Below are 26662 nucleotides of genomic sequence, written 5' to 3'. Positions count from 1 at the left end.
GCAGCCCCACGTCGATCACTGAATAGTGAAAACCTGAGAAAAATCTGACGAGTGTATACAACCGTAACGCGATTGATCGGTTCCAGATTCACGACTATTTTGAATTACTCGCGTTGAAACATGCGTATTTTCTTGTTTTCGGAATGCAGCGGAATGTCACGCCGCCTCAGGACCGGGCAGCGCCCCCTCGTCCCGGCGCAGGCCGACGCCGCTGACATTCTGCACGAACATGGCGCGTAGCAACGCCTCCATCTGCCCGGCGGCGGCCTCGATGGAGAGACCGTCCTGCCGGATGTTGGAGATGCAGTTGCGCCGGGAATCGGGCAGGCCCGGCTCCGGCGCGAAGGTGATGTAGCAACCGAGGCTGTCGGAAGCGGACAAGCCGGGCCGCTCGCCGATCAGCACCGCCACCGCCCGTGCCTTCAGCCGGGCTCCCACCGGATCGCCCAGGGCGACCCTCGCCTGCGTCGCGACGACCACCGGAGCGAGGCGCCACCCGGCGCGGTTCGCCCGCTCCGCCAGGGCGGCCGCCATCGGCACTGCGTTGAGGGCGACGGCCGTGGCCGAGAGGCCATCGGCGATCACGATGGCGAGGTCGCATCCCGCGCCGTCGAGCGCGGCCTCGCTCTCCGGGTTCACCGTGCGACCCCGGTCCGGCCGCCTCAGGTATTCCGCCCGGTCCGTCGCGTTGGACCGGACTTCCACGGAATCGAGCCCGTGCGCGGTCAACGCTTCGCGGATCGCATCCGTATCGAGGGGCGTCCAGACCGCCTCGCGGGCACGGGCATGGTCGAGGCCGAAGGCCAGCGCCGCCGCTGTCGGCAGGCCCGCGCCATGGGCGCCGAGCGCGATCCGCGCCTGGGTGAGGGAACGCAGATCGCGCAGGCTCGGGCGGGTGGGGACACTCATGCCGCCTTCCCCGGAAGGAGGAGGGAGGCGTCCGCGAAGGCGCCGGGCAATTCGCCCGCCGCGCCGTTGAGGCGCCCCTGTTCGTCGGTGAGGCCGACCTCGCGCAGCCACGCCTCGAATTCCGGGGCCGGGGGGCGCCGGAGCGTTTCGCGGGCGAAGACCGCATCGTGATGAGACAGCGATTGGTAGTTCAGCATCACATCGTCCGCCCCCGGCACGGTGATGACGAAGTTCACCCCCGCCGCGCAGAGCAGGACCAACAGGGCGTCCATGTCCTCGCCATCGGCGGAGGCGTGGTTGGTGTAGCAGACGTCGACCCCCATCGGCAGGCCGAGGAGCTTGCCGCAGAAATGGTCCTCCAGCCCGGCGCGGATGATCTGCTTGCCGTCGTAGAGGTATTCCGGACCGATGAAGCCGACGACTGTGTTGACGAGAAGCGGCGAAAATTCTCGCGCCACCGCGTAGGCGCGGGCCTCCATCGTCTGCTGGTCGACACCCCAATGGGCGTCGGCCGAGAGGGCGGAGCCCTGGCCCGTCTCGAAGTACATGAACTGGCCGTCCGCCGGGCAGCGGCCGAGGGCCCGGCCCGCCTGCTCCGCCTCGCGCAACACCGCGAGATCGACGCCGAAGCCGGCATTGGCCTTCTGTGAGCCCGCCACGGATTGGAACACGAGATCGACCGGCGCCCCCCGGGCCATGGCCTCGATCGCCACCGTCACGTGGCCGAGGCAGCAATGCTGTGTCGGCACAGTCAGGCGAAGGCGCAGGGTCTCCAGCAACTCGACGATGCGGATGTAATCCGGCAGCGAGTCGGTCGCCGGGTTGACCCCGATCACCGCGTCGCCCGAACCCATCAGCAACCCGTCGAGGGCGGAAACGAGGATGCCCTCCGACGAATCGGTTGGATGATTCGGCTGGTTGCGGGTGGAGAGACGCCCCGGCAGGCCGAGGGTCGAGCGGAAGTGTGTCACCACCGGCCGCTTGGCAGCGATGGCGACGAGATCCTGGAGGCGGCAGAGCTTCGAGACCGCGGCCACCATCTCCGGCGTTAGGCCGGGCGTTAGGGCCGCAAGCACCCGCGCGTCCGCCTCCGGCGAGAGCAGCCATTCCCGAAAGGCGCCAACCGTCAGCGACGAGATTGGCGCGAAGGCCTCGCGATCGTGCCGCCGGGCGATGAGATCCGACACCTCGTCGTCCTCGGAGGGGATCAGTTCCTGTTCGAGGAAGGTCTTGAGGGGGAGGTCGGCGAGCGCGATCTGCGCGGCGAGCCGTTCCACCGGCCCCTCTGCGGCGATGCCCGCGAGTTGATCGCCCGACCGTTCCGGCGTCGCCTTGGCGAGCAGGCTTTTGAGATCCGGAAATCTGAAGCGCGTGCCTTCGATGGTGGTTGCATACGCCATGAAGGGGTCTCCCCGGAGCCGCGAGGAATCCTCGCTGTTTGCGCATAGGAACGCTAGGGCCCTCGTCTTGTTTCGGCCACGCTTACCACTCAGGGAACGTTCATCCTCGGTCCCACATAGTCATTGCCAAGCTTTCGCTTGTTTCTAGATCATTTCTTGTTACATTGCTGAAACATTTGCCGATACTAATTCGTATTGGCTATTAATGGTGCCTGAATACAGAGTTCAGAGCCGATTAAATCCCCAGATCATATCAGCGCCGCCATCAGGGCGATGCGCCGAGACGCAGCCGCACGGACCGTAAGACGGACCGGACGGAGGTGAGCCGGTCGGCCCGTCCGTCAGGACGAGACAATGACTGAGGAGCACGACATTGCGGCGGCTGCGACGGCCGCGATCAGGGCCGGGCCGGAACCCGCGGAAGGGCGGCGTGGCTCGGTCGATGCCGCCGCGCGTGCCCGGATCGGACGCGAATTGCAGCGCCATTATGCGCAGGTCCTCGCCCTGCCGATCCCCGACCACCTGCGCGCCCTCGTGGAGGGCCTTGCCGAGGACGGCAGGGCGACCGGACGCGCCGAACGGGAGACCTCGCGATGATGCATTCCCTCGCACCGTCCGCCCCGCCGGTGGGGACGCCGCCGGGTGCCGACGCGGAGATGCGCGAGCTTCTGCTCGGCGCGATCCCCGCCTTACGGGCCTTCGCCTTCTCGCTGACCTACGACCTCGACCGTTCCGACGACCTCGTTCAGGACACGCTGGTGCGCGCCTGGACCCGGGCGGAGAGCTTTCGCCGGGGCACGAACCTCACGGCGTGGCTGTTCACCATCCTGCGCAACCTGTTCTACTCGGAGCAGCGCAAGCGCAAGCGCGAGGTGGAGGATGCGGATGGCCTTCATGCCGGACGCCTCACCGCCCTGCCGGAGCAGGAGGTGCGCATGGAGATGGCGCAGTTCCAGGAGGCGCTGAACCTGTTGCCGCACGCCCAGCGCGAGGCCCTGATTCTCGTGGGTGCGCAGAGCTTCACCTACGAGGAAGCGGCCGAGATCTGCGGCGTGGCGGTGGGCACCATCAAGAGCCGGGTGAGCCGCGCCCGCGTGCGGCTGATCGAGAGCCTCGGCATGCAGGGCACGGACGATATCGGCGCGGACGGCGCGACGCGGGCGGCGCTCGAGGACCGCTGAGCGCCTCTACTTGATGAGCCGCACTACGTCGCGAAAGCGGGGATGGGCGGCACTGCCGAGCCATTCGAACACGACCATCTCGGTGGTGACGACGTCGATCCCATGGGCCGCGAGGCGAGCCAGTGCCGCCTCGCGGTTTTCCGTGCGCCGGGAGGCCACCGCATCCCGCACCACGCGCACCCGGCGGCCCGCCGCCTTCAACCCCATCGCCGTCTGCAGAACGCAGATATGCGCCTCGCAGCCGGCCAGGACGAGTTCGGCCTCGTCCGGGACACGGGCGAGGAAGCCTTCCTCCCGCGTCACGTCGAAAGCCATCTTGTCCACCACTTCGCCGCCCGCCAGCGCCGGCACCGTCGAGCCCAGGGCACCGGGGTTCTGCTCGGTGATCAGAACTGGCACATCGAGGATCGACGCTGCCTCCTTGAGCCGTCGGGCATTGGCGATCAGGGCCTCCGGCTCCGCGAGGGCCGGGACGAGCCGCGCCTGAATGTCGATCAGGACGAGGAGCGAGCGGGTGGCGTCGATGGGCAGCAGCATGGGCGCGCTTCAATAGGCGGCGAAATAGTCGGCGATCTGCCCGCGATCCTGCGTCACCGTCAGGGCGAGGGACAGGAGGATGCGCGCCTTCTGCGGCGTCAGGTTATCCGCGCTGAGGATACCGCGCTCGCGCAGGCGGGTGCTGAGGGGCACGACGCCGCTGCCCGCGCGGGTCGACATCACCACGATCAAGCCCGCCTCGACCGCCTCAGCCAGAGCATCGGCCTCCAGGGGCGGGACCATGCCGGGGGCGAGACCCGCCGCGACGAGCCCCTTCGCGCCTGCCGCCCGGAAAGCACGCACCGCCGTCCCGTCCGCATCGGCATAGGCGTAGGATACGTCCACCCGGGGTAGAGCCGTGATGGTGCGGATATCGAAGGGCGTGCCGGGGGCATGCGCCCGCTCGGAACGCCGGTAGTAGCGCACGCTCTCGCCATCGACATGGCCGAGCACGCCGAAATCAGGCGTGCGGAAGGTCTGGAGACGGGTGACCGAGGTCTTGGTGACCTCGCGCGCCCCCTGGATCTCGTCATTGAGCACCACAAGCACGCCGCGTCCGCGCGACGCCGGGCTTGCGGCCGTCCGAACCGCCGCCACGAGGTTGAGCTTGGCATCGGTGGACAAGGCGGTCATCGGCCGCTGCGAGCCGACGATCACCACCGGCAGATCAACCGTCAGCGTCAGGCTCAAGGCATAGGCAGTCTCTTCCAGCGTCGCCGTGCCATGGCCGATGACGATGCCCGCGAGATCGGGATGTTCGCCTGCCACCTGCTCGCAAAGCCGCACGAGGTCGCGCCATTCCGCAAAGCCGATCCCGGGGCTCGTGACCGTCCGGAACGGCACCGGCACGACATTCGCTACCTCGGCGAGTTCGGGCACGGCGGCGACGATCTCGGCGGCATCGAGCCGCCGGTCGTTCGCGACGTAGTCGAGGATGTCGAGGAATCTCGGCCGAGGGACGAAATCGTCCCGCCCGTGCCGATGAAGGCGATTGTCGGCTTGCCGGTCATTCGTTCCATTTCCTCTTCGCGCGGGCATGCGATGCCCGCCTCAGAGGGGGAGTGCAAGGGTTCGGCCGCGCGGGGCTTAGCTGCGGAAATTGAACAGCATGGCCGAGGGTAGCGCTGATGTGCCTTGCTCGCGCGCTGTGTAGCCAATCCCGCTCTGCGACGCGCCCGTGGAGGCGGCGTCGCAGAGCGTCGATTGATGGTCGCCAAGCCTACACGACGAGGTTCACGATCCTGCCGGGCACGACAATCACCTTCTTCGGCGCCTTGCCCTCCAGCACCTTCTGCACGGCCTCAAGGGCCAGGGTGGCAGCTTCGACGGCCTTGGCGTCGGCCGTGCGCGGGACGGTGACGTCCGCCCGCTTCTTGCCGTTGATCTGGACCGGCAAGGTGATCTCGTCCTCGACCAGCAGCCCAGCCTCGGCCTCCGGCCATGTCGCCGCCGCGACGAGGCCGTCCCGGCCGAGCGCCGTCCAGCATTCCTCGGCAAGATGCGGCATCATCGGTGCGATGAGCTGCACGAGGATGCCCGCAGCCTCTCGCGCCGCGCTCTGCGAGACCGGGCCCCGCAGCCCCTCATCCAGGGCATTGGCCAGGGTGTAGATATGGGCCACGCAGCGGTTGAAGCGCAGCCGCTCCACGTCCTCGCCCACCGAGGCCAGCGCCCGGTGCGCCGCCTTGCGCAGGGCCAAGTCGGCCGCGCCGTCGCCTGAAGCCGCGCAAGCCGCATTCACAAGGCGCCACACGCGCTGCACGAACCGGGCTGCGCCCTGCACGCCCTCCTCCGTCCAGATCACATCGCGCTCGGGTGGTGAATCCGAGAGCATGAACCAGCGGGCGGTGTCGGCGCCGTAGCTCGCGATGATGTCGTCCGGGTCGACCACGTTCTTCTTCGACTTCGACATCTTTTCGATCGGCCCGATGGTTACCGGGCCGTTAGTTTTCACGTGAAACGCCTGCCGCTCCCCGCCTTCCGCAGTGAGGCGCACATCGGCCGGGGGCACCCAGGCGCCCGCCGCGTCCTTGTAGGTCTCGTGGACGACCATGCCCTGCGTGAACAGGCCCGCGAAGGGCTCGGACACGCCGGACCAGCCGGTCTCGCGCATCGCACGGGTGAAGAAGCGGGCGTAAAGCAGGTGCAGGATCGCGTGCTCGATGCCGCCGATATACTGATCAACCGGCAGCCAGCGGTTCACCGTCTCCGGGTCGGTCGGCTGGTCGGTCAGCCACGGCGCGGTGAAGCGCGCGAAGTACCACGACGAGTCGACGAACGTGTCCATCGTGTCGGTCTCGCGCCGGGCGGCGGCCCCGCATCTCGGACACGGGACCTGACGCCACGCCGCGTCCCGCTCCAGCGGGTTGCCGGGCTGGTCGAACGAGACCTCCTCCGGCAGCTTCACCGGCAGGTCCTCGACCGGCACCGGCACCGGGCCGCAGCTGTCGCAATGGATGATCGGGATCGGGCAGCCCCAGTAGCGCTGGCGCGAGACGCCCCAGTCGCGCAGGCGGAACTGCACTTTACGGGTCGCGATGCCCTCCCCTTCCAGGCGGCTCGCCACCGCATCGAAGGCGGCCTGCGTGCCCAGGCCGTCGAGGAAGCGCGAATTGATCATCCGCCCATCGCCGTCATAGGCGGTGTCGGTGATGACGAAGCTCGCCGGGTCCTGGCCCTCGGGGCAGACGACGGGTGTGTTGCCGAGCCCGTACTTGTTGGCGAAGTCGAGATCGCGCTGGTCATGTGCCGGGCAGCCGAACACGGCGCCTGTGCCGTATTCCATCAGCACGAAATTCGCGACGTAGACCGGCAAGTCCCAGGACGGATCGAGCGGATGGCGAACCCGCAGGCCCGTGTCGAAACCGAGTTTCTCCGCCGTGTCGATGGCCGCCTGCGCCGTGCCGATGCGCTGGCATTCGGCGATGAAGCCCTGCAGCGCCTCGTTGCCTTCGGCCAAGCTCGCCGCGATCGGATGATCGGCCGCGATCGCCAGGAACTTGGCACCGAACAGCGTGTCCGGCCGGGTCGTGTAGACCGTAATGCTATCCCCGTAGCCGGCAACGCTCTGCGTCAGGCCGAACCGGACCTCCAGGCCTTCGGAGCGGCCGATCCAGTTCTTCTGCATCAGCCGGACCTTCTCCGGCCAGCGGTCCAACCCATCGAGGGCGGTGAGCAGATCCTCAGCGAAATGGGTGATCTTGAAGAACCATTGGGTCAGCTCGCGCTGCTCCACCAGCGCGCCCGAGCGCCAGCCGCGGCCATCGATCACCTGCTCATTGGCGAGCACGGTATGGTCCACCGGGTCCCAGTTCACCTTCGCCGTGCGGCGCGTCACAAGCCCCTTCTCGAGGAAGTCGAGGAACATGCGCTGCTGGTGCTTGTAGTAGCTCGGATCGCAGGTCGCGATCTCACGGCTCCAATCGAGCGACAGGCCCATGGATTGGGCTGCCCGCGCATGGTGGCGATGTTGTCGTAGGTCCAGGCGCGCGGGTTGACCTTGCGCTCCATGGCGGCGTTCTCGGCGGGCAGGCCGAACGCGTCCCAGCCCATCGGGTGCAGCACGCTGAAGCCCTTGGCTCGCTTGTAGCGGGCCACCACGTCGCCCATCGCGTAGTTGCGCACGTGGCCCATATGGATGCGCCCCGAGGGATAGGGGAACATCTCCAGCACGTAGTATTTCGGACGGCCGTCGGCGTTGTCCGTCTCGAAGATCTTGGCCTGCGACCACGCCGCTTGCCAGCGCGGCTCTGCATCCTTGGCGTTGTAACGTTCGATCGGGGTGGGTGCGTCGGTCATCGGGCGGGGTCTGTCGCGGGAACGGGCGTCTTGCGGCGCAGTAGCATATCCAAGAGGCGGCGGGTCAACGGGCCTTGCATGGCCGCTCCGTCCATGCTTGCCCCGGCTCGCTCGACCCAAGGAGACACGATCATGGCCGCCCCCCTGCCCGGACCGCCCCCCGCGCCGACATCGGACACATCCCGCCGGTGGGTGAGGCCGACGTCGCCGCCGGGCTCGCGGAGGTGCGCGAGGGCGTGGCCCGCGCCGCCCGCGACAGCGACCGGGACCCGGCCGAGGTCCATCTCATCGCCATCTCGAAGACCATTCCGGCCGAGGGTATCCTTCCTGCGCTCGAGGCCGGGCAGCGGCTGTTCGGCGAGAATTACGTGCAGGAATCGGCCGCGAAATGGCCCGCGCTGAAGGAGCGATTCCCGGATGTGGAATTGCACCTCGTCGGCCCGTTGCAATCGAACAAGGCCCGCGAGGCGGTCGCCTTGTTCGATGTGATTCATTCCCTCGACCGGCTCTCGCTCGCCGCCGCCCTGGCCAAGGAGATCGCCCGCACCGGGCGGACGCCGCAGCTGCTGATCCAGGTGAACACCGGAGACGAACCGCAGAAGGGCGGTGTCCCGGTCGATCAGCTCGACACCCTGCTCAGCGAGTGCCGGGACACGCATGGCCTCGCGATTCAGGGGCTGATGTGCATCCCGCCCGTGGAGGACCCGCCTTCGGCCCATTTCGCGCTGCTGGCGAAGCTCGCCCGCGAGCGCAATCTGCCGATCCTGTCTATGGGCATGAGCAGCGATTACCCGGCGGCGATTCAGGTCGGCGCGACCCATGTCCGGGTTGGCACCGCCATCTTCGGCCAGCGGCTCAAGAAGGCCTGAAATCCAGGATTCCAAAGGACGAGTCCTTTGGTCGGGTCCAGGGGCGACGCCCCTGGAGGTTCGTAGGGCTCCGCCCTGCACTCGCCAAAGGGCCCGGCCCTTTGGGATCCCCGTTTCAGTCGATCACCAGCCGGTAGCCGACGCCGCGCACCGTCTGCAGGAAGGACGGGTTGGCGGGATCGACCTCGATCTTCCGGCGCAGGCGGTTCATCTGCACGTCGATGGCGCGCTCGGCCGCGGCGCCGCCCACCCCGGCCAAGTGCTCGCGCTCGACGGCCGCCCCAGCGGCCTGGGCGAGGATCGACAGGATCTCGCGCTCGCGCTCGGTGATGCGCAGGGTCTCGCCGTCGCGGCGCAACTCGCCCCGGTCCGGGCGGAACACGAAAGGTCCGAAAGCCACGGGCGCCGCATCCGCGTCGCGCGGGCGTACCGGGCCTCGGTTGATGATGTTGTTGAGCCGCAGCGTCAGTTCGCGCGGGTCGAAGGGCTTGGGCAGGTAATCATCGGCGCCGATCTCCAGCCCCATCACCCGGTCGTTGGGGTTCGAGCGGGCCGTGAGCATCAGGATCGGGACCTTCGAGGTCTCGCGCACGCTGCGGGCGTAATCGAACCCGTTCTCGCCGGGCATCATCACGTCGAGCACCATGGCGTCGAAGACGAGGGCCTGGGCGCGAGCCCGCGCCTCCTCGGCGCTCGCCGCCGCCGTCACGCGGAAGCCCTGCTCCGCGAGGTACCGAGCCAGCAATTCCCGCAGGCGCCGGTCGTCATCGACCACGAGGATGTGCGGCGCCTCGTCGGGCAGGTCGGCCTCGGTCCGGACGGGGTGAGCCATCAGGCGCCTCCCCCGTCGCGCACGGGCCGCACGCTCCGGCGGGCCATGAGGCGGCGCACCGCCGGCCTGTCCTCCGGCTCGATCATCGCCATCAGGAAATCCTCCGGTGAGGCGGTCGCGTCCGGCGAGGCGAGCGCCCGCGCGAGGCGCCGGGCCTGGACGCGGGTGAGGTCGGCGGCGAGCGCCGCGCCCGATTCGGTGCAGGTCAGGAGACGCTGGCGCCGGTCGCTCGTGCCCGGCCGCTGCTCGACATAGCCCTGGCCGATCAGATCCTTCAGGACCCGGTTGAGGCTCTGCTTGGTGATCCGCAGGATGTCGAGGAGTTCGGCGATGGTCAGACCGGGATAACGGTCGACGAAGTGCAGCACCCGGTGGTGCGCCCGGCCGAAGCCGTAGGCCGACAGGATCCGGTCGGGATCGCCGACGAAGTCACGATAGGCGAAGAACAGGAGCTCGATCAGGTCGTCCCCGGCGGGCTCGTGCCGCACCGTGCCGACGACGGATTTCGCGACGAAAGGCTCCTCGCGCGGTGCAATCGGTGTCACGGCGCGGCCGCTCCCCGAACGGGCGATAGGTCAGTACCCGTGACGTTTCTCAGCGCGGGCGAGGCCCGTCAAGCCTGACAGGAGGGAAGGGGCATCGGCCCCGTCCCTCCTGTCATCGACCGTCGCGCCGAGAGGCGGACGCCTAGAACAGCCCGTCGATCTGCCCGTTGGCGTCGAGGCGGATCGTGTCGGCGGCGGGGACCTTGGGCAGGCCCGGCATCGTCATGATCTCACCGCAGATCGCCACCACGAAGCCCGCGCCCGCCGAGAGGCGCACGTCGCGCACCGCCACCACGTGACCCTCCGGCGCACCGATCAGTGCCGGGTCGGTCGAGAACGAGTACTGCGTCTTGGCCATGCAGATCGGCAGGTTGCCGTAGCCGTCCTTCTCGAAGGCGGCGAGCTTCTGCGCGGCCTTCGATTCGATCTGGATATCGGCCGCCCCGTAGAGCTTCGTCGCGATGGCGCGGATCTTGTCCGAGAGCTTCGACTCGGTCTCGTAGGTGTAGCGGATCGCCTGCGCGCCGCCCTCGGACAACTTCACCACCGCACGGGCCAGTTCCTCGGCGCCCGCACCGCCATCCGCCCAATGCTTGCAGGTGATGGCCTCGACGCCGAGCTTCTCGCTGCACAGGGCCTTGAGCTTGGCGTGCTCGGCGTCGGTGTCGGCGTAGAAGTGATTGACTGCCACCACGACCGGCAGGCCGAAATTGCGCACGTTGGTGACGTGGCGCGCGAGGTTGGCGAAGCCCTTCTCCAACGCGTCGACGTTCTCGCTGCCGAGATCCTTCTTGTTGACGCCGCCATGCATCTTGAGGGCGCGGACGGTCGCCACGATCACCACCGCCGAGGGGCTGATGCCCGCTTGGCGGCACTTGATGTCGAGGAACTTCTCGGCTCCGAGATCGGCGCCGAAGCCCGCCTCCGTCACCGTGTAATCGGCGAGCCGCAGGCCGGCGCGGGTGGCGATGACCGAGTTGCAGCCATGGGCGATGTTGGCGAAGGGGCCGCCATGGATGAGGGCCGGGTTGCCTTCGAGCGTCTGCACGAGGTTCGGCTGCAGGGCGTCCTTCAGAAGCACCGTCATGGCGCCCGTGGCCTTCACGTCCTTCAGGGTCACGAGCTTGCGGTCGCGGGTCTCGGCGATGACGATGCGGCCGAGCCGCTCCTCGAGATCGGCGAGATCCTTGGCGAGACAGAACACCGCCATCACCTCGGAGGCGACGGTGATGTCGAACCCGTCCTCACGCGGGAAGCCGTTGGCGACACCGCCGAGGGATTGGGTGATGGCGCGCAGCGCCCGGTCGTTCATGTCGACCACGCGGCGCCAGTGGATGCGGCGCACGTCGATGTTGGCTCGTTCGCCCAGTAGACGTGGTTGTCGATCAACGCCGCCGCGAGGCTGTGTGCGGAGGTGATGGCGTGGAAGTCGCCGGTGAAGTGCAGGTTGATTTGCTCCATCGGCACGACCTGAGCCTTGCCGCCGCCGGCCGCGCCACCCTTCATGCCGAAGCACGGCCCGAGCGAGGGCTCGCGCAGGCAGATCATGGTCTTCTCGCCGATGCGGTTCAGGGCATCGCCCAGGCCGACGGTCGTCGTGGTCTTGCCCTCGCCCGCGGGCGTCGGCGAGATCGCCGTCACGAGGACGAGCTTGCCCTCCTTCCGGCCTTCGAGCCCGGCGATGAAGCCGTGGTCGAGCTTGGCGATGTGCTTGCCGTAATTATGCAGGGCCTCGTCCGGGATGCCGAGCTTCTCGGCCACCTGAGCGATCGGCTTGAGGGTCGCCGCGCGGGCGATTTCGATATCGGACGGCATGGGCTTCCCTCCCTGTCACACGCACACTGCCCCCGGCGGCGCTGCCGCGCGCGGTCGCCGCTCGAAGGGCGGCACGGTGCGATCGTGGCCATAATGTGAGGCAAAGCGCAGGGAAATGCGCGTCGATTTTTCTCAAGTGGCGGACAAAAAGCTCTTGCCCTGTGGGAGAAGGCCGCCGGTCCTCGAAAAGTGTGACCGCGACAGGATCCGGTCCCCCCTCCCGCTCGCGGGAGAGGGGAATCGATGCCCGCCCCTCAACCTCCGGACTTCTTGGCCTTGTCGGCCGCGCCCGGTGCCTCGTGGGGCTGGGGCGCACCCTTGGGGAGTTCCGGGTTATCGGGGTTATGCGGCGCGGCCACGGGGGCCGGCGGGTTCTCGGCCGTGGTGGTCGGCTTGCTCGTTTCGGGCAGGCCGTCCTTCAGCTTCTCGTTGATCTTGGCGAGATCATCCGGATCGGGGTTGAGGTCCTTGGCGTGCTGCCATTGGAACTTGCCCTCCAGGCGGCGGCCCGCGCGCCAATAGGCGTCGCCCAGATGGTCGTTGATGGTCGGATCGCCCGGCTTCAGCTCGACGGCCTTCTCCAGTTCCCGCACGGCATCGTCCCAGCGGCCGAGGCGGAAATAGGCCCAGCCCAGGCTGTCGACGATCATGCCGTCACGCGGGGCGGAATCGGCCGCCTGCTGTAGCAGCTTGAACGCCTCGTCGATGTTCATGTTCTGGTCGACCCAGGAATAGCCGAGGTAGTTCAGCACCTGCGCCTTGGCGGCGGGCTGGCTGTCCGGCACCAGGGACAGGGCCTTCTTCAGGTCGGCCTCAGCCTTGGGCCATTGCTTGGCGCGCTCGTAGGCGACACCGCGGAAGTAGTAGGTGGTCCAGTAGTTCGTGACCGGGCGGTCGCCGATCAGCTCGATGGCACGGGTGTAGCTCTGCGCGGCATCCGCATATTGCTTGCGTGCCCGCTGGACGTTGCCGAGCGCCGTGATGACGTCGATGTCGTCGGGATGCGCCTTCATGGCGGCGTTGAGCTGAGCCAGGGACTCGTCGCTCTTGCCCATCTGCTCGAGGTTGAGGCCGATCTGGATGTCGGAGTTGAGCTTCAGGGGCGAGTTCGCCGGGATCTGCGCATAGGCTTCGTTCGCGCGCTCGGGCTGCTTCATCCGGTCGAGGGTGTCGGCGAGCGTCAGCCGGGCGAGGCCGTGGTCCGGCCACAGGTAGAGCGCGAGGCGCAGGTAGATCACGGCGGGCAACTCGTCGCCCTGCGTCGAGCCCGCCGAGCCGAGCCCGTAGAGCACCTCGGCGGCGCCTTCCTGCGCGTTGGTGACGAGCTTGCCGAGCGGCTTGCCCGCCTTCAGCTTGTCGAGGGCGTCGCGCACCAGCGGGTGGCGCGGGGAGAGCTTGTCGAAGTCGGAATAGGCCTGGATCGCCACGTCGGTGCGGCCCATGCTGGCCTCCTGGCGGGCATAGGCATCGACGATGCGCAGGGTGTTGCGGTCACCCTCGTAGGCGGCCTTCAGGCGCGCCTCGGCCTCCTTGTCGTCACCGGTCACGGCGGCGATCAGGCCGGCATGATAGTCGCGGAAGGTGTTGTAGTACCGCTCGCCCCGCAGCTTGTTGACGGTGTCGAGGGCCTTCTTGCCATCGCCCGCCCCCGCGAAGGACCACGCGGTCAGGAGCGTGGCGGTGAGGTCGGTGGCCGCGCCACGGCCGCTGCGCGAGAAGTTCTGGCGGGCAGCGGACCATTGGCTCGCCTTGATCTGGCGGACGCCCAGGGACAGGTTCGCGAGCCCGTTGGTGGGGTCGCGCGACACGAGCTTCTCGGCTTGGCGGAACGCATCCGGCAAGGCGCCGTCGGCCAGCAGCGAGATGAAGGCGCGCTCGACGAGCTCCGCGTTGCGCGGGTCTGCCCGCACCGCCTCGCGGTAGAAGGTGGCCGCCGCCGTCGTGTCGCGCGCCGCTCCGGCGATGTAGGCCGAGAGGAAGTTGCCTTCGAGCGATTCCGCCGGCTCGTAATCGCCCGCCGGGGACGAGACGGTCTCCTTCGGCTGGGCCGCGTACGCGCCGGGGACGAGACCGGTGGCGAGCAGGAGGGCGAGCGCCGAAGCGGTGCGGCGGGCGCGAAAATGGGTCATGAACCGTTCCGGCTCCTGAGGCGCCGGGCCCGGAAGGGCCGGACGCCTGAAAACATGCTGGGCGCAAGGGGCCCGGGCGAAATGCGCCCGGAGACTGGACTCATCCCGCCATCCCCGCAAGGCGAAAGGATGGCGCGGGCGTCGCGGGCCCGGCTCAGACCAGGATGTCGAGGGTGCGCTTCATCATGCCGTCGGCGGTGCGCGCCACGGCAGCGTTCAACGAAAAGCTCGCCTCCGCCGAGATGAGATCGAGCGCCGTCGTGGAGAGGTCGAGGGTCGCGGCGGGCGGCAGCGCGCTGCTGCTTCCGTCCGGCATCATCCCCGTGCCGAGGGTGGCGACGCGCCCGGCCACGGCGTCGAGCCGCTGGGCCGCCGCGTTCATGCCGCCGGTCGCGATCGTCAGGGCATCGGACATCGTCACCTCACTAAGTCAGCATGCCGCTGATGCGTGAGGATCGGGTGCAGGAGATCGCTCGAATGTGAGCGATCTCCACCCCAACAACCCCGATCACATGTTCGGGTAGTTCGGGCCGCCCGGACCTTCCGGCGTCACCCAGTCGATGTTCTGGTTCGGGTCCTTAATATCGCAGGTCTTGCAGTGGACGCAGTTCTGCGCGTTGATCTGGAACCGCACGCCGTCAGAGGCTGCCGCGTCCTCCACCCACTCGTAGACGCCCGCCGGACAGTACCGGTTGGAGGGTCCCCCGAACACGTCGTGCTCGGACCGCTTCTGAAGCTCCATGTCGCGGACCTTCAGGTGCGGGGGCTGGTCTTCCTCGTGGTTGGTGTTCGAGAGGTAGACCGAGGAGAGCCGGTCGAAGGTCAGCTTACCGTCCGGCTTCGGATAGGTGATCGGCGTCACCTCGGAAAGCGGCTTGAGGCAGGCATGGTCCGGCTTGCCGTGGCCGAGCGTGCCGAAGGGCGATGCGCCGAGAATGCTCGTCGCCCACATGTCGATGCCGCCGAGGCCGATGCCGACCAGCGTGCCGTACTTGGACCAGAGCGGCTTCACGTTGCGCACCGGCTTCAGGTCCTGCCCGATCGGGCTGTCGCGCCAGCCCTGATCGTAGGCCGTCGAGCTCGTCGCCCTGGCGACCCGCCTTGAGCGCATCGGCGATGGCATCGGCCGCCTGCATCCCGGAGAGCACCGCGTTGTGCGAGCCCTTGATGCGCGGCACGTTCACGAAGCCCGCCGAGCAGCCGACGAGGCAGCCGCCGGGGAAGACGAGCTTCGGCACCGATTGCCAGCCGCCTTCCATGATCGCGCGCGCACCATAGCCGATGCGCTTGGCGCCCTCGAAGGTCTCCGCGATCATCGGGTGGGTCTTAAAGCGCTGGAACTCCTCGAACGGCGACAGGGTCGGGTTCTCGTAGTTCAGGTGCGTGACGAAGCCGACCGAGAGCAGATGATCGTCGAAATGGTAGAGCCAGCTACCGCCGCCCGCCTTGTTCGGCAGGGGCCAGCCCATCGTGTGCTGGACGAGGCCGGGCTCGAACTTGTTCGGGGCGAGCCGCCAGGCTCCTTCACCCCGAGCCCGTACTTGAAGTGATCGCTGTTCGCGTTCAGCCCGTAGCGAGCGATGAGCCCCTTCGTAAGGTTGCCGCGCGCGCCCTCGCCGAACACGGTGTACTTGCCACGCAGTTCCATGCCGCGGGTATAGTCGTCGCGCGGCTCGCCCGACTTGCCGATGCCGAGATCGCCCGTCGCGATGCCGACCACCGCGCCCGCTTCGTCGAACAGCACCTCGGAGGCCGGGAAGCCCGGATAGATCTCGACGCCGAGCGCCTCGGCCTGCGCGCCGAGGTACTTGCACACGTTCGACAACGAGCCGACGAAATTGCCGTGGTTCGACATGAGCTTGGGGAAGAACATGTTCGGCAGGGTGATGCCGCTGTTCTTGGTGAGCATCATGAACTCGTCCCGCTCGACGGCGGTCTTGAGCGGACGCTCGGGATCCGTGCGCCACTCGGGCAGCAGGGCATCGAGGCCGATCGGATCGACCACGGCGCCGGAGAGGATATGGGCGCCGACCTCGGAGCCCTTCTCCACCACCACGACGCTGATCTCCTCACCGATTTCGGCGGCGCGCTGCTTCAGGCGAATCGCGGCCGACAGACCGGCAGGCCCCGCGCCGACAATCACCACATCGAAATCCATGCTTTCCCGTTCGGGCAGCGCCATCCTCACCACTCCTGATCTTCTTGTCTCAGCTTTGACTGCCGTCTGAACCGATTCCAAGCTGGAAACGCAAGCTGGTAGATTGACGGGTGTTCCACCGGCACGCTCCTCCGGACGCGCGAAGACGGCGGAGGGTGGCCCGCATCCCCTTGACGCATCGGGGCGAACGGGAATTGTCCACAGGGTGAGCGAACCCCATCTTCCCTCCATGCCCGATCCCGCCGATGCGCAGGCCGACCTGATCGCCATCCTCGACTTCCACACGGAGGCCGGGGTCGATGTCGCGCTCGACGAGAAGCCGCATGACCGCTTCACGGAGGCGGATGCGCCGGAGCCAGCCCCCCGCCCCCGGAGGACGGTGCCGCGGCAAGCAGCTCCCCAGGCCATCCCTCTCGCGCCACCCCCTCCCCTCCCCCGCAGCGGGCGACTTACGGCCGCGCCGCCTCGGCCGAGCCCGAGGCGGCGGCGGGCGATGCCCGCGCCCAGGCCCGCGACGCCAAGAGCTTGGAGGAACTGGAAGCGATCCTGGCGGGGTTCGAATCCTGCCCCCTGCGCTTCACCGCCAAGAACCTTGTGTTCGGAGACGGCAATCCGCAGGCGCGGGTGATGTTTCTCGGCGAGGCGCCGGGCGCCGACGAAGACCGGATCGGCAAGCCCTTCATGGGCCGCTCCGGCCAATTGCTCGACAAGATGATGGCCGCGATCGGCCTCGACCGCACCTCGGCCTACATCGCCAACGTCGTACCCTGGCGCCCACCGGGCAACCGCAACCCGACCCCGCAGGAGGTGGCGATGTGCCGTCCCTTCGTGGAGCGGCAGATCGAACTGGTCGATCCCGACCTGATCGTCTGTCTCGGCGCCCCGGCGACGCAGACGCTGAGCGGCACCAAGGACGGTATCCTAAAGACGCGCGGGCGGTTCTTCACCTACGCCCTCCCCTCTCGCGAGACGCGGCTGCTGGCGACGCTGCATCCGGCCTTCCTGCTGCGCCAGCCGCTCCAGAAGCGCCTCGCTTGGCGGGATTTCCGCGCCCTGCGTGCAGCCCTCGACGGGAAAGCTTGACGGTGGGCTCGGAACCGGGTCTCCCCTCCCGCCATTAGACCAAGCCGGATGCGGCCGGTGCGGCACGGATGGCGGGATCATGCGCTGGGAAGATCTTCGGGCTCTGACAACGTCGAGGACCGTCGCGGTGAGGGTGGCGGCGGCGGTGGCGGGATGGGTTTCCCCGGCGGCGGCGCGGGCGGGCTCGGCATTGGCGCCATCGTGGTGGTGCTGATCATCAGCTACTTCACCGGCATCAACCCGGCGATCCTGATGGGCGGCGCCGAGCAGATCGGGCGTGGCGGCGGCCAGCGCCAGGAGCAGGTCGACCCCCAGACCCAGGCCAAGCGGCGCCAGGCCCCCACCGACGAGAGCGGGCGCTTCGCCTCGAAGATCCTCGGCAATACCGAAGACGTGTGGAGTCAGATCCTGCCACAGCAGACCGGCAAGGCCTACACGCCCACGACCCTGGTGCTCTATTCGGGCGGCACCCGCTCGGGTTGCGGCTCGGCCCAGGCTGCGATGGGGCCGTTCTACTGCCCGCTGGACAAGAAGGTTTACCTCGACACCGGCTTCTTCAAGGAAATGGCGCAGAAGTTCGGCGTGAAGGGCGATTTCGCCTACGCCTACGTCATCGCCCACGAGGTCGGTCACCACGTACAGGACGTGCTCGGCATCCTCGGCAAGGTGCAGGCCCGCCAGCAGCAGGCGTCCAGCAAGACCGAGGCGAACGCCCTTTCGGTGCGGATCGAGCTCGATGGCCGATTGCCTCGCGGGCGTCTGGGCCAAGAACTCCAATGACAAGTACGCGGAACTGGAGCAGGGCGACATCGACGAGGCACTGAACGCCGCCGCCCAGATCGGCGACGATGCCCTGCAGCAGCGCTCACGTGGCTATGTCGTGCCGGATTCCTTCACGCACGGCTCGTCGGCTCAACGCCAACGCTGGTTCATGGCCGGCTACAAGAGCGGCCAAACCAAGTCCTGCGATACGTTCCGCACCGCGAACAACTGAACGACGGTCCTTCCCCTCTCCCCGCGACTGGGGAGAGGGGATGCACCGACGAACGAGACCTAGCGGCGGCTCAACCGCAGCGCGTTGGCCTGCACCTTCCGGCGGTAGGAGTGAATCACCTTCTGGTTCGAGGCGCCGGAGGCCATCATCATCATTGCCTCGCCCGCCGCGAGCACCTTCTCGGTCACCATGCGCTGCGCCTCCACCTGCGCCGCGGGACCGCCCATCGAGAGCATCGTCAGACGCTGCAGGATCACGCCCTGCGCTTCCATCGCGAGCATGGACATGTCCATGCCCGTCTTCCACCAGCCGAACAGCATCGTTGTCCTCTTGTTGCGCTTGGCAACTCGCGGCGCGCCCACCGTTTCCCGGGTGCGACGCCGCGCAGCCATGCTTGCCGAGCTTTGCGCTGGAGCCGTCCATGACGTAACTGCCGCCGCAGACCCGCCGGACAGCCGCCCCCATCATGATACGCCTCGACCGCATAACAAAGCAGAACGGCAAACAACTGGTCTTCATCGAGGCCAGCGCGGCGCTTCAGCGCGGCGAGAAGATCGGCCTCGTCGGCCCGAACGGGGCGGGCAAGACCACCCTGTTCCGCATGATCACCGGCGAGGAGCAGCCCGATGAGGGGCAGGTCCAGTCCGAGCGTGGGGTGACGATCGGCTATTTCAGCCAGGATGTTGGCGAGATGGCGGGCCGCAGCGTCGTCGCGGAGGTGATGGACGGGGCGGGGCCGGTGAGCGAGGTCGCGGCCGAACTCGCCGAACTCGGCGCGGCCCTGGCCGACCCGGACCGGGCCGACGAGATGGAGGCGCTGATCGAGCGCTACGGCGAGGTGCAGGGCCGGTTCGAGGAACTGGACGGCTACGCCCTCGACGGGCGGGCGCGCGAGACGCTGGACGGGCTCGGCTTCAGCCAGGAGATGATGGAAGGCGATGTCGGCGCCCTCTCCGGCGGGTGGAAGATGCGCGTGGCGCTCGCCCGCATCCTGCTGATGCGCCCCGACGTGATGCTCCTCGACGAGCCTTCGAACCACCTCGACATCGAGAGCCTGATCTGGCTCGAGAACTTCCTGCGCGGCTACGACGGCGCCCTGCTCATGACCTCCCACGACCGGGAGTTCATGAATCGCATCGTCGGCAAAGTCATCGAGATCGATGGCGGCACGCTGACCACCTATTCGGGCGATTATGCCTTCTACGCGCAGCAGCGGATCCAGAACGAGGCGCAACGGCAGGCGCAGTACGAGCGCCAGCAGGCGATGCTCGCCAAGGAGATCAAGTTCATCGAGCGGTTCAAGGCCCGCGCTTCCCATGCGGCCCAGGTGCAGAGCCGGGTGAAGAAGCTCGACAAGATCGAGCGCGTCGAGCCGCCCCGGCGCCGCCAATCGGTGGCCTTCGAGTTCCAGGCACCGCCGCGCTCAGGCGACGACGTGGTGATGCTCAAGGGCGTCGAGAAGCGCTACGGCAGCCGCTCTATCTATGACGGGCTCGATTTCGCGATCCGCCGCAAGGAGCGGTGGTGCGTCATGGGCGTCAACGGCGCCGGCAAGTCGACGCTCCTGAAGCTCGTCACCGGCACCACGACGCCGGATTCCGGCTCCGTCACTGTCGGCGGCAGCGTGAAGCTCGGCTATTTCGCGCAGCACGCCATGGATTTGCTCGACGGCGAGCGAACCGTGTTCCAGACGCTTGAGGATGCGTTCCCGCAGGCGGGACAGGGGTCGCTGCGCACGCTCGCGGGCTGCTTCGGGTTCTCCGGGGACGATATCGAGAAGCGCTGTCGTGTGCTCTCGGGCGGCGAAAAGGCCCGGCTGGTGCTGGCCCTGATGCTCTACGATCCGCCAAACTTCCTCGTGCTCGATGAGCCGACTAACCACCTCGATATCGGCACGAAGGAGATGCTGGTGGAAGCGCTTTCCGCCTTCGAGGGGACGATGCTGTTCGTCTCGCACGACCGGCATTTCCTGGCCGCCCTATCGAACCGCGTGCTTGAGATCACCCCCGAGGGCGCGCACCAATATGGCGGCGGCTACACGGAATACGTCGCCAGCACGGGCCGGGAGGCGCCGGGCCTGCGCAGCTGAGGGCGAACCTTACATGGTGACGCTGGAGATCGCGGAGCGATTCGCGGGCATCGCGCTCTCGCACGTCACCCGCGAATACCCGCACAAGCCGGGCATCGTCTTCGCCGGGCCGGAGGACGTGCGGGCGCCCGCCGCCCTGCACCCAGTCTTCCACGGCAGCTTCGACTGGCATTCCTGCGTCCACGGCTATTGGCTGCTTGCCCGGCTGCTCCGGCTTTATCCGGACTCGAGCCGGGCAGCGGACATTCGCGCCCTGTTCGACAGGTCCCTGGTGCCCGAAAGGATCGCCGGGGAATGCGCAACCCTCGATTCTCCGGCGGCCCGGGGCTTCGAGCGGCCCTATGGCTGGGCGTGGCTCCTGAAGCTCGCCTCGGAACTCGATCGCGCCGAAACGCTGCGCTGGGGCCATGCCCTCGCCCCGCTCGCCGAGCGGATCGCAAGGCGCTTTGCACAATTCCTGCCCATCGCTCCCTACCCGGTCCGTGTGGGCACGCATTTCAACACGGCCTTCGCCCTGCGCCTCGCCGCCGATTACGCCGATGATGCGCTGCTGGCACAGATCTATGAGACGGCGCTCGCGTGGTACGGGGCCGATGCGGATTGCCCCGCCTGGGGCGAGCCGAGCGGAGACGATTTCCTCTCGCCCACGCTGATCGAAGCCGAATGCCTCCGGCGGCTCCTCCCCCCGGACGCCTTCGCGGAATGGTTCGGCCGCTTCCTGCCACGCCTCACAAGGGGAGAGCCCGCCACCCTGTTCAAGCCCGCCCGCGTGACCGACCGCAGCGATGGTAAAATCGCCCATCTCGACGGGCTCAATCTCAGCCGCGCGTGGTGCCTGCGCAACCTCGCCGAGGCGCTGCCGGAAGGCGATTCCCGCCGCGCACCGATGCAGGAAGCCGCGCGTATCCATCTCGACGCCGCGATGCCCCATCTCGAAGGCGACTATATGGGGGCGCATTGGCTCGCGAGCTTCGCCCTGCTGGCCCTCGACGCCTGACGGCCTCACTTCCCGATACAGAAGCCGGCAAACAACCGATCCAGCACATCCTCGACGCCGACATGCCCCCCGACTTCGCCGAGCGCGCGTACGGCAAGGCGCAGATCTTCCGCAGCGAGTTCCGGCAGCCCGCCCGCGCCCCCGGCGCAGAGACGGTCGAGATGGTCGAGGCAGCGATCCAGCGCTTCGCGATGCCGGGCACGGGTGATGAGCGCATCGCCCTCGCCCATTCCGGCTTCAGCCCGTTCACGCAAGGCGTCGAGCAGGGCAGTTAGCCCCTCCCCTGTCCGGGCCGAGACCGCGAGACCCTCCACGGGTTCAGCCGACAGGTCCACCTTCGTGTGAACGAGGAGTGTGGGAGCCGCGCCGAGATCGGGGGCAACGCCGCCCGGCTGCACCAATGCGAGCACGAGATCGGCCTCGGCGATCCGTGCACGGCTACGGCGGATGCCCTCCGCCTCCACGGCCTCCTCCGTGTCACGCAAGCCCGCCGTATCGACCAGCACCACGGGGAGGCCTTCCAGATCGAGCCGCACCTCAATGGCATCGCGGGTGGTGCCGGGGATCTCCGAAACGATGGCCGCCTCACGACGGGCCAGGGCGTTCAACAGGGTAGACTTGCCCGCATTGGGCTCGCCGGCCAGCACGACCCAGAACCCGTCGCGCAGACGCTCGCCCCGCCGTCCGTCAGCCAGCGCCGCCGCAATCGCATCCCGCAGGGTCGTGGCGCGACCGATCAGGGCGGCATCGAGCCCGTCCTCATCGACATCGCCCTCGTCTGAGAAGTCGAGGGCCGCTTCGGCGCCCGCGAGCAGATCGATCGCCTCGTCCCGCCATGCCGCGACCTGGCGGCTCAATGCTCCTTCCAGTTGGCGCAGAGCCTGCCGCCGCTGTCCTTCGGTCTCGGCGTCGATCAGATCCGCGACGCCCTCGGCCTCCGCCAGATCCATCCGCCCATTGAGTACCGCGCGACGGGTGAACTCGCCCGGCCCCGCCGGACGGCAGCCGGGCTGGCGGGACAGAGCCGCCAGCACACGCGCTCGCACGGCGAGGCCGCCATGCAGGTGCAGCTCGGCCATGTCCTCGCCGCTATAGGTCTCGGGGCCGGGAAAGAAGGCGATCAGGGCGCGGTCGAGCACCGTGCCATCCGCCGGATCGCGCAGGGTACGCAGCGACAGGCGCCGGGGCGAGGGCGGCGATCCGGCAAGGGCGGCCAACACGGCACCCGCTTCCGGCCCGCTGATGCGGAGCACCGCCACCGCCGCCCGGCCGAAACCGCTCGCCGGGGCGAAAAGCGTCTCTGCCATTGGGGTCGAACCTCCGCCGCAACCGTCGCGGCCTCCTATCACGGCCAATGCCACGGAACAGCCGCAAGGCCGCGCGAGGTCTGGCGCAACAGACCTCGGGGAGAGGATCGCTTCATGTCGCTCGTCACGCGCCGCACGCTTTGCGGAAGTCTCCTTGCGGCGGCCCTGCCGGTCTCCCTGCCCCTACCCTCCTACGCCGCCGATGAGGCTGATGCGCGCTTTCGCGCCATCGAGGACGGGACGGGTGGGCGCCTCGGGATCAGCGTCGCGGGCGAGGGGACCGCGGCACTGGCGTACCGGGGGGACGAGCGTTTCCCGATGTGCAGCACCTTCAAGGCATTGGTGACGGCAGCCGTCCTCGCCCGCGTCGACGCGGGCACCGAGCGGCTCGAACGATCGCTCAACGTGCAGGAAGCGGACCTCTTGAGCTACGCCCCCATCTCCCGCAAGGCGCTGGCCGAGCGGGGCGGTCGGATGAGTGTCGCCGACCTCTGCGCCGCCTCCATGGAGTGGAGTGACAACACCGCCGCGAACCTGCAATTATCTCTCGTGGGCGGTCCGGCGGGACTGACGCAATGGGTGCGCAGCACCGGCGATACCGTCACGCGCCTCGACAGGACCGAGCCGACCCTCAACACCGCGATCCCGGACGATCCGCGCGACACCACCACCCCGATGGCAATGCGCACCACGCTGGCGCAAATCCTCCTCGGCGCCGCTCTCACCCCGGATTCGCGCCAGCGTCTGGAGAGCTGGATGGTGGGTGCTCAGACAGGCTTCAAGCGCCTTCGCGCGGGCCTGCCCTCTGCCTGGATCGTCGGTGACAAGACCGGTAGCGGCGACAACGGCACGTTCAACACCGTAGCGATCCTGCGCCCACCGGGCCGCCCTCCCCTGGTGGCTGCGGTCTATCTCACTGGGGCGGGCGCCCCCCAGGCTGCCTGCGACGCCGCCCATGCGGAGGTCGGCCGCCTGATCGCCCGGCATGTCGGCCTGTGAACCGATTCGCATTGCCGTCGAAAACGGCCATGCTTTAGAACTCGCGGCATGGCCCCGAAGACGACCCGCGCGACGCTTGCCCTCGACAAGGCGGGCCTCCGCTACAGCCTCCACACCTACGATTACGACGCAGATGCGCCGCGCATCGGCCTTCAGGCAGCCGACGCCTTAGGCGTGCCGCCGTCCCGCGTGCTGAAGACGCTCATGGCTGCCGTCGATGGGCGCACCGTGTGCCTGCTTGTCGCCTCGGACAAGGAAGTGTCGATGAAGCGCGTCGCCGCTGCCTTCGGAGGCAAGGCCGCCGCGATGCTGAAGCCCGCCGATGCGGAGCGGCTCACCGGCTACCATGTCGGCGGCATCAGCCCCCTTGGCCAGAAGCGCCCCTTCCCCACTGCCATCGACGCCGGATCGCTCGCGGAGCCTGGGGACGAGATCCACGTCAACGGAGGTGGCCGAGGACTTCAAATCCGATTGGCCGAGGGCGACCTCGTGGCGGCGCTTTCCGCGAAGGTCGTTGCGCTGGTCTGACGTTGGGGCATGGCTAACCGATCGTTTACCATCCGCCGCCAAGGTCGAAGCCTCTACGGGGACGAGGGAGCGAGGCTGTGCGGCTGGGCGGAGGAATGGCGCTGGCGCTCGTGATGCTCGCCGGCCCTGCCGTCGCCGCCGACCTGACCGAGACCTACGGCGATCCGGGCCCTGGCCCGGCACCCCGCTACTTTCCCAGGGGCGACGGAACGGACGGCAGCACCGTCGCCGTCGTGAAGCGCCGGGTGAAGGTCGTGTGTACCCCGCGCCGGGTGCCGACGCCGACCAACGCGCCGGACGATCCGAGCTATGTCGGCTCGCCCTACGGCCTCGGCAAGCCGAGCTACTACGGCTTCACTCCGCCGCTGGGCGTCGATGATCCGTATGGGCGCTCGCTGCTGCCCTATTGTCCATAGGGCGATCCCGCCTCCCCTGAGCGGAAAAATCGGCTAGACCGGCGCCGAACCAACAAAGGTCCGGCCGTGACAGCCTCCACCCCGCTCCATGTTTCCGATCTCCTGACCCTGCGCGAGACCGTCACCGCGTGGCGGGCCGCAGGCGAAACCGTCGCCCTCGTCCCCACGATGGGCGCCTTGCATGAGGGTCACCTCACCCTCGTCGCCGAGGCGAAGCGGGCCGCGAGCCGCGTGGTGGTGAGCATCTTCGTGAACCCGACCCAGTTCGGCCCCACGGAGGACTTTTCGCAATACCCGCGCGATGTCGCGACCGACCTCGCCGCCCTCTCGGGTGCGGGGGCCGACGCCGCCTGGACGCCGGATGTCGCGACCATGTACCCGGCGGGCTTCGCCACGCGGATCGACGTGGCGGGACTGACGGAGGGGCTCTGCGGCCCCCTGCGGCCGGGCCATTTCTCCGGCGTCGCGACCGTGGTGACCAAGCTCCTGAACCAGGTTCGACCGAATCTCGCTCTGTTCGGCGAGAAGGACTTCCAGCAATTGCAGGTGATCCGCCGCGTCGTGGCCGATCTCGACATGGAACCGGAAATCCGCGGCGTACCGACCATCCGCGAGGCGGACGGCCTCGCCCTCTCCTCTCGCAACCGCTACCTCTCCGCTGAGGAACGCAGCCGCGCACCACAGCTTCACGCGGTCATCGCCGGCATCGCCGGGCAGGTTCGCACGGGCGGCCCAGTTGCCGAGCCCGTAGCGAAGGGTGTCAGTAACCTGGAAGCAGCAGGCTTCAGCGTGCAGTACCTGTCGGTCTGCGATGCGACGAGCCTTGTCCCGGTCGAGCGCGTGGCCGGCCCGGCCCGCGTGCTCGTGGCGGCCTATCTCGGGCGGACCCGACTAATCGACAACGTGCCGGTCTGACGCCTATCCCGCCCGGCGCAGGAGCGAGCGGAACGAGCGGCGCTCCGTCCCCGGATCATTTTGAGGCGGCGGAGGCGTCGGCTCGGGCGGGAGGGAGGCGAGGATATCGCCGCGCACTGGCCGGGCGGGGGCAAAGACTCCACCCTGCGCATAGGGCACGTTGAGATCGATAAGATCCGGCACATCGGCTTCGGCATTGACGTCCGTGACGACGAGACGGACGCGGGCACGGGCCAAGGCCGGGGCCAGATCCTCTACGGCGATGTCGGTGAGCGCACCCCGTGCCACGGTCGGGCGCAGCAGCAGCTCGGCAGGCACCTTCACTTGGGCGATGCCGTGGTCGGCGAGATCACGTGCATCGAATCGCAGATCAGTGGGACGGTCGAGGCTGAAGCCGACCCGGCCCCGCAGGGCCGAGAGCAGGCTGGTCTGGCCGCTATCGAGCCCGCGCCAGCTTGCCTGCGACAAGGCGACATCGAGCCCCGCCAGCCCCTGCTCATCGCTCGCCATCCGGCCGATCTCCTTCAGGAAACCGAGCTCGAACAGGGAGAGCGGCGACAGACCATAGGTGACACGGGCATCGCTACCGCGCCGGGCGAGGTGGCGGACGATGGTGCCCGTACGCGCGAGCATCCGCCGATCGAGTTCGGTGGTGCGGCCGTGCCGCTCCAGCGCGGGCAGGATCTGCTCGGCTTCGAGCGATTGATCATCGACCCGCAGCCGCGCCTGGGCTTCGTAGGCCACAACCTTGCGCTGGGGCAGGGTGACGACCGGCTGAAGGTAGACCTCGATCTGGTCCCTGTCGAAAGCCGCAAGAATGGCCCTATCGTCCGGTCCCGGTGCAGGATCCAGGGGGCGGGGCGGGATCGGCCGGAGCACGGGCGAAGCCGGGGGCACAATGGCGGCGGGCGCAGGCGGCTCGACCGGACGGGCAATGGCCGGGGGCGTCCACGCGGTCTCGACCGGTGGCACCGGGATCGGGGGAGTAGCCACAACCGCCGGTGAGGGCGGCGGCGGCGCGATGGGTGCCGGCAAGGCAGGGGGGCGACCGGCCTCGCTTTCAGCGCGGCGATCTCATCGTCCTGGCTGCGGATGACCGCGCTCAAATCACGGACGATGCCGCTGAGGAGGCCGATCTCCACAGTGAGCTCACGCACTTCG

At 68.3% G+C, this 26662-nt stretch carries 20 protein-coding genes and 5 pseudogenes; 11 read left to right on the top strand and 14 right to left on the bottom strand.

Annotated elements, in window-relative coordinates:
- Positions 1–156: 156 nt before the first annotated feature.
- A complete protein-coding gene (gene eutC, locus ACFQE0_RS06495) occupies positions 157–909 on the bottom strand; it encodes an ethanolamine ammonia-lyase subunit EutC (RefSeq protein ID WP_378968155.1) in 753 nt (250 codons plus the stop codon).
- On the bottom strand, positions 906–2309 hold the full coding sequence (locus tag ACFQE0_RS06490) for an ethanolamine ammonia-lyase subunit EutB (protein ID WP_378968153.1): 1404 nt from the start codon (positions 2307–2309) through the stop codon (positions 906–908). The genes eutC and ACFQE0_RS06490 overlap by 4 nt, the downstream gene beginning before the upstream one ends.
- 354 nt (positions 2310–2663) lie before the next feature.
- On the opposite strand from ACFQE0_RS06490, the gene ACFQE0_RS06485 reads away from it, so the two are divergent.
- A complete protein-coding gene (locus ACFQE0_RS06485; RefSeq protein WP_378968151.1) occupies positions 2664–2906 on the top strand; it encodes a NepR family anti-sigma factor in 243 nt (80 codons plus the stop codon).
- Positions 2903–3490, top strand: a complete 588-nt coding sequence (locus tag ACFQE0_RS06480) for a sigma-70 family RNA polymerase sigma factor (protein WP_378968149.1) — start codon at positions 2903–2905, stop codon at positions 3488–3490. The genes ACFQE0_RS06485 and ACFQE0_RS06480 overlap by 4 nt, the downstream gene beginning before the upstream one ends.
- A 6-nt stretch (positions 3491–3496) precedes the next feature.
- Here the strand turns inward: ACFQE0_RS06480 and ACFQE0_RS06475 are convergent, their stop codons facing one another.
- The 3 genes and pseudogenes from ACFQE0_RS06475 to leuS form a co-directional block, all read right to left on the bottom strand.
- Positions 3497–4027, bottom strand: a complete 531-nt coding sequence (locus ACFQE0_RS06475; protein ID WP_378968147.1) for an isochorismatase family protein — start codon at positions 4025–4027, stop codon at positions 3497–3499.
- Between the two features lie 9 nt (positions 4028–4036).
- Positions 4037–5065, bottom strand: coding sequence for an asparaginase (locus tag ACFQE0_RS06470; protein WP_378968145.1), 1029 nt, complete (start codon positions 5063–5065; stop codon positions 4037–4039).
- A gap of 181 nt (positions 5066–5246) precedes the next feature.
- Positions 5247–7825, bottom strand: a pseudogene (gene leuS / locus ACFQE0_RS06465) (leucine--tRNA ligase).
- A 170-nt stretch (positions 7826–7995) separates the two neighbouring features.
- On the opposite strand from leuS, the gene ACFQE0_RS06460 reads away from it, so the two are divergent.
- Positions 7996–8694 (top strand): YggS family pyridoxal phosphate-dependent enzyme, encoded by a 699-nt coding sequence (locus ACFQE0_RS06460; RefSeq protein ID WP_378975325.1) that lies wholly within the window; start codon positions 7996–7998, stop codon positions 8692–8694.
- A 115-nt stretch (positions 8695–8809) separates the two neighbouring features.
- On the opposite strand, the gene ACFQE0_RS06455 is transcribed toward ACFQE0_RS06460, so the two are convergent.
- The 6 genes and pseudogenes from ACFQE0_RS06455 to ACFQE0_RS06430 form a co-directional block, all read right to left on the bottom strand.
- Complete coding sequence (locus ACFQE0_RS06455; RefSeq protein ID WP_378968143.1) at positions 8810–9526, bottom strand: response regulator; 717 nt, start codon at positions 9524–9526, stop codon at positions 8810–8812.
- Positions 9526–10014, bottom strand: a complete 489-nt coding sequence (locus tag ACFQE0_RS06450) for a MarR family winged helix-turn-helix transcriptional regulator (protein ID WP_378975323.1) — start codon at positions 10012–10014, stop codon at positions 9526–9528. Before ACFQE0_RS06450 ends, ACFQE0_RS06455 begins: the two co-directional genes overlap by 1 nt.
- 199 nt (positions 10015–10213) lie before the next feature.
- Positions 10214–11886 (bottom strand): annotated as a pseudogene (locus ACFQE0_RS06445) (formate--tetrahydrofolate ligase).
- A 254-nt stretch (positions 11887–12140) separates the two neighbouring features.
- Positions 12141–14015, bottom strand: coding sequence for a tetratricopeptide repeat protein (locus ACFQE0_RS06440; RefSeq protein ID WP_378968141.1), 1875 nt, complete (start codon positions 14013–14015; stop codon positions 12141–12143).
- A gap of 154 nt (positions 14016–14169) precedes the next feature.
- Positions 14170–14430 (bottom strand): flagellar protein, encoded by a 261-nt coding sequence (locus ACFQE0_RS06435; protein WP_378968139.1) that lies wholly within the window; start codon positions 14428–14430, stop codon positions 14170–14172.
- A gap of 93 nt (positions 14431–14523) precedes the next feature.
- A pseudogene (locus tag ACFQE0_RS06430) lies at positions 14524–16197 on the bottom strand (electron transfer flavoprotein-ubiquinone oxidoreductase).
- Positions 16198–16402: 205 nt separating this feature from the next.
- Here ACFQE0_RS06430 and ACFQE0_RS06425 point away from each other — a divergent pair.
- Positions 16403–17256, top strand: a pseudogene (locus tag ACFQE0_RS06425) (uracil-DNA glycosylase).
- 79 nt (positions 17257–17335) lie between these two features.
- A pseudogene (gene ypfJ / locus ACFQE0_RS06420) lies at positions 17336–18250 on the top strand (KPN_02809 family neutral zinc metallopeptidase).
- 59 nt (positions 18251–18309) lie between these two features.
- Here the strand turns inward: ypfJ and ACFQE0_RS06415 are convergent.
- Positions 18310–18570 carry a hypothetical protein gene (locus ACFQE0_RS06415; RefSeq protein WP_378968137.1) on the bottom strand — a complete coding sequence of 87 codons (261 nt, stop codon included), beginning with the start codon at positions 18568–18570 and terminating at the stop codon, positions 18310–18312.
- A gap of 146 nt (positions 18571–18716) precedes the next feature.
- Between ACFQE0_RS06415 and ACFQE0_RS06410 the strand changes: the two genes are divergently transcribed.
- Positions 18717–20339, top strand: coding sequence for an ABC-F family ATP-binding cassette domain-containing protein (locus tag ACFQE0_RS06410; RefSeq protein ID WP_378968135.1), 1623 nt, complete (start codon positions 18717–18719; stop codon positions 20337–20339).
- A 13-nt stretch (positions 20340–20352) separates the two neighbouring features.
- On the top strand, positions 20353–21336 hold the full coding sequence (locus ACFQE0_RS06405; RefSeq protein ID WP_378968133.1) for a DUF2891 domain-containing protein: 984 nt from the start codon (positions 20353–20355) through the stop codon (positions 21334–21336).
- Between the two features lie 5 nt (positions 21337–21341).
- Here the strand turns inward: ACFQE0_RS06405 and mnmE are convergent, their stop codons facing one another.
- Positions 21342–22643: a tRNA uridine-5-carboxymethylaminomethyl(34) synthesis GTPase MnmE gene (gene mnmE, locus ACFQE0_RS06400; protein WP_378968131.1), complete on the bottom strand. Its 1302-nt coding sequence runs from the start codon at positions 22641–22643 to the stop codon at positions 21342–21344.
- 114 nt (positions 22644–22757) lie between these two features.
- On the opposite strand from mnmE, the gene bla reads away from it, so the two are divergent.
- From bla to panC, 4 genes are all read left to right on the top strand, one after another.
- Positions 22758–23642, top strand: coding sequence for a class A beta-lactamase (bla, locus tag ACFQE0_RS06395; protein WP_378968129.1), 885 nt, complete (start codon positions 22758–22760; stop codon positions 23640–23642).
- Between the two features lie 48 nt (positions 23643–23690).
- Positions 23691–24170: an aminoacyl-tRNA deacylase gene (locus ACFQE0_RS06390; RefSeq protein ID WP_378968127.1), complete on the top strand. Its 480-nt coding sequence runs from the start codon at positions 23691–23693 to the stop codon at positions 24168–24170.
- A gap of 95 nt (positions 24171–24265) precedes the next feature.
- Positions 24266–24586 carry a hypothetical protein gene (locus tag ACFQE0_RS06385; RefSeq protein ID WP_378975321.1) on the top strand — a complete coding sequence of 107 codons (321 nt, stop codon included), beginning with the start codon at positions 24266–24268 and terminating at the stop codon, positions 24584–24586.
- A gap of 66 nt (positions 24587–24652) precedes the next feature.
- Positions 24653–25501, top strand: coding sequence for a pantoate--beta-alanine ligase (gene panC / locus ACFQE0_RS06380; RefSeq protein ID WP_378968125.1), 849 nt, complete (start codon positions 24653–24655; stop codon positions 25499–25501).
- Between the two features lie 3 nt (positions 25502–25504).
- On the opposite strand, the gene ACFQE0_RS06375 is transcribed toward panC, so the two are convergent.
- On the bottom strand, positions 25505–26494 hold the full coding sequence (locus ACFQE0_RS06375) for an EAL domain-containing protein (protein WP_378968123.1): 990 nt from the start codon (positions 26492–26494) through the stop codon (positions 25505–25507).
- Between the last annotated feature and the right edge of the window lie 168 nt (positions 26495–26662).

The organism is Methylobacterium komagatae (assembly GCF_042661665.1).
Taxonomy (GTDB): Bacteria; Pseudomonadota; Alphaproteobacteria; order Rhizobiales; family Beijerinckiaceae; genus Methylobacterium; species Methylobacterium komagatae.
Note: the sequence above shows the minus strand (reverse complement) of the source record. Positions and strands in the feature narration are given on the sequence as shown.

Coding starts and splice junctions, on each gene's coding strand:
- ACFQE0_RS06390 (WP_378968127.1), top strand. CDS start 23,691: ATGGCCCCGAAGACGACCCGCGCGACGCTTGCCCTCGACAAGGCGGGC.
- ACFQE0_RS06410 (WP_378968135.1), top strand. CDS start 18,717: ATGATACGCCTCGACCGCATAACAAAGCAGAACGGCAAACAACTGGTC.
- ACFQE0_RS06490 (WP_378968153.1), bottom strand. CDS start 2,309: ATGGCGTATGCAACCACCATCGAAGGCACGCGCTTCAGATTTCCGGAT.
- ACFQE0_RS06415 (WP_378968137.1), bottom strand. CDS start 18,570: ATGCTGTTCGGCTGGTGGAAGACGGGCATGGACATGTCCATGCTCGCG.
- ACFQE0_RS06440 (WP_378968141.1), bottom strand. CDS start 14,015: ATGACCCATTTTCGCGCCCGCCGCACCGCTTCGGCGCTCGCCCTCCTG.
- bla (WP_378968129.1), top strand. CDS start 22,758: ATGTCGCTCGTCACGCGCCGCACGCTTTGCGGAAGTCTCCTTGCGGCG.
- ACFQE0_RS06470 (WP_378968145.1), bottom strand. CDS start 5,065: ATGCCCGCGCGAAGAGGAAATGGAACGAATGACCGGCAAGCCGACAAT.
- ACFQE0_RS06385 (WP_378975321.1), top strand. CDS start 24,266: ATGGCGCTGGCGCTCGTGATGCTCGCCGGCCCTGCCGTCGCCGCCGAC.
- ACFQE0_RS06485 (WP_378968151.1), top strand. CDS start 2,664: ATGACTGAGGAGCACGACATTGCGGCGGCTGCGACGGCCGCGATCAGG.
- mnmE (WP_378968131.1), bottom strand. CDS start 22,643: ATGGCAGAGACGCTTTTCGCCCCGGCGAGCGGTTTCGGCCGGGCGGCG.
- eutC (WP_378968155.1), bottom strand. CDS start 909: ATGAGTGTCCCCACCCGCCCGAGCCTGCGCGATCTGCGTTCCCTCACC.
- ACFQE0_RS06475 (WP_378968147.1), bottom strand. CDS start 4,027: ATGCTGCTGCCCATCGACGCCACCCGCTCGCTCCTCGTCCTGATCGAC.
- ACFQE0_RS06435 (WP_378968139.1), bottom strand. CDS start 14,430: ATGTCCGATGCCCTGACGATCGCGACCGGCGGCATGAACGCGGCGGCC.
- ACFQE0_RS06455 (WP_378968143.1), bottom strand. CDS start 9,526: ATGGCTCACCCCGTCCGGACCGAGGCCGACCTGCCCGACGAGGCGCCG.
- ACFQE0_RS06480 (WP_378968149.1), top strand. CDS start 2,903: ATGATGCATTCCCTCGCACCGTCCGCCCCGCCGGTGGGGACGCCGCCG.
- ACFQE0_RS06405 (WP_378968133.1), top strand. CDS start 20,353: ATGGTGACGCTGGAGATCGCGGAGCGATTCGCGGGCATCGCGCTCTCG.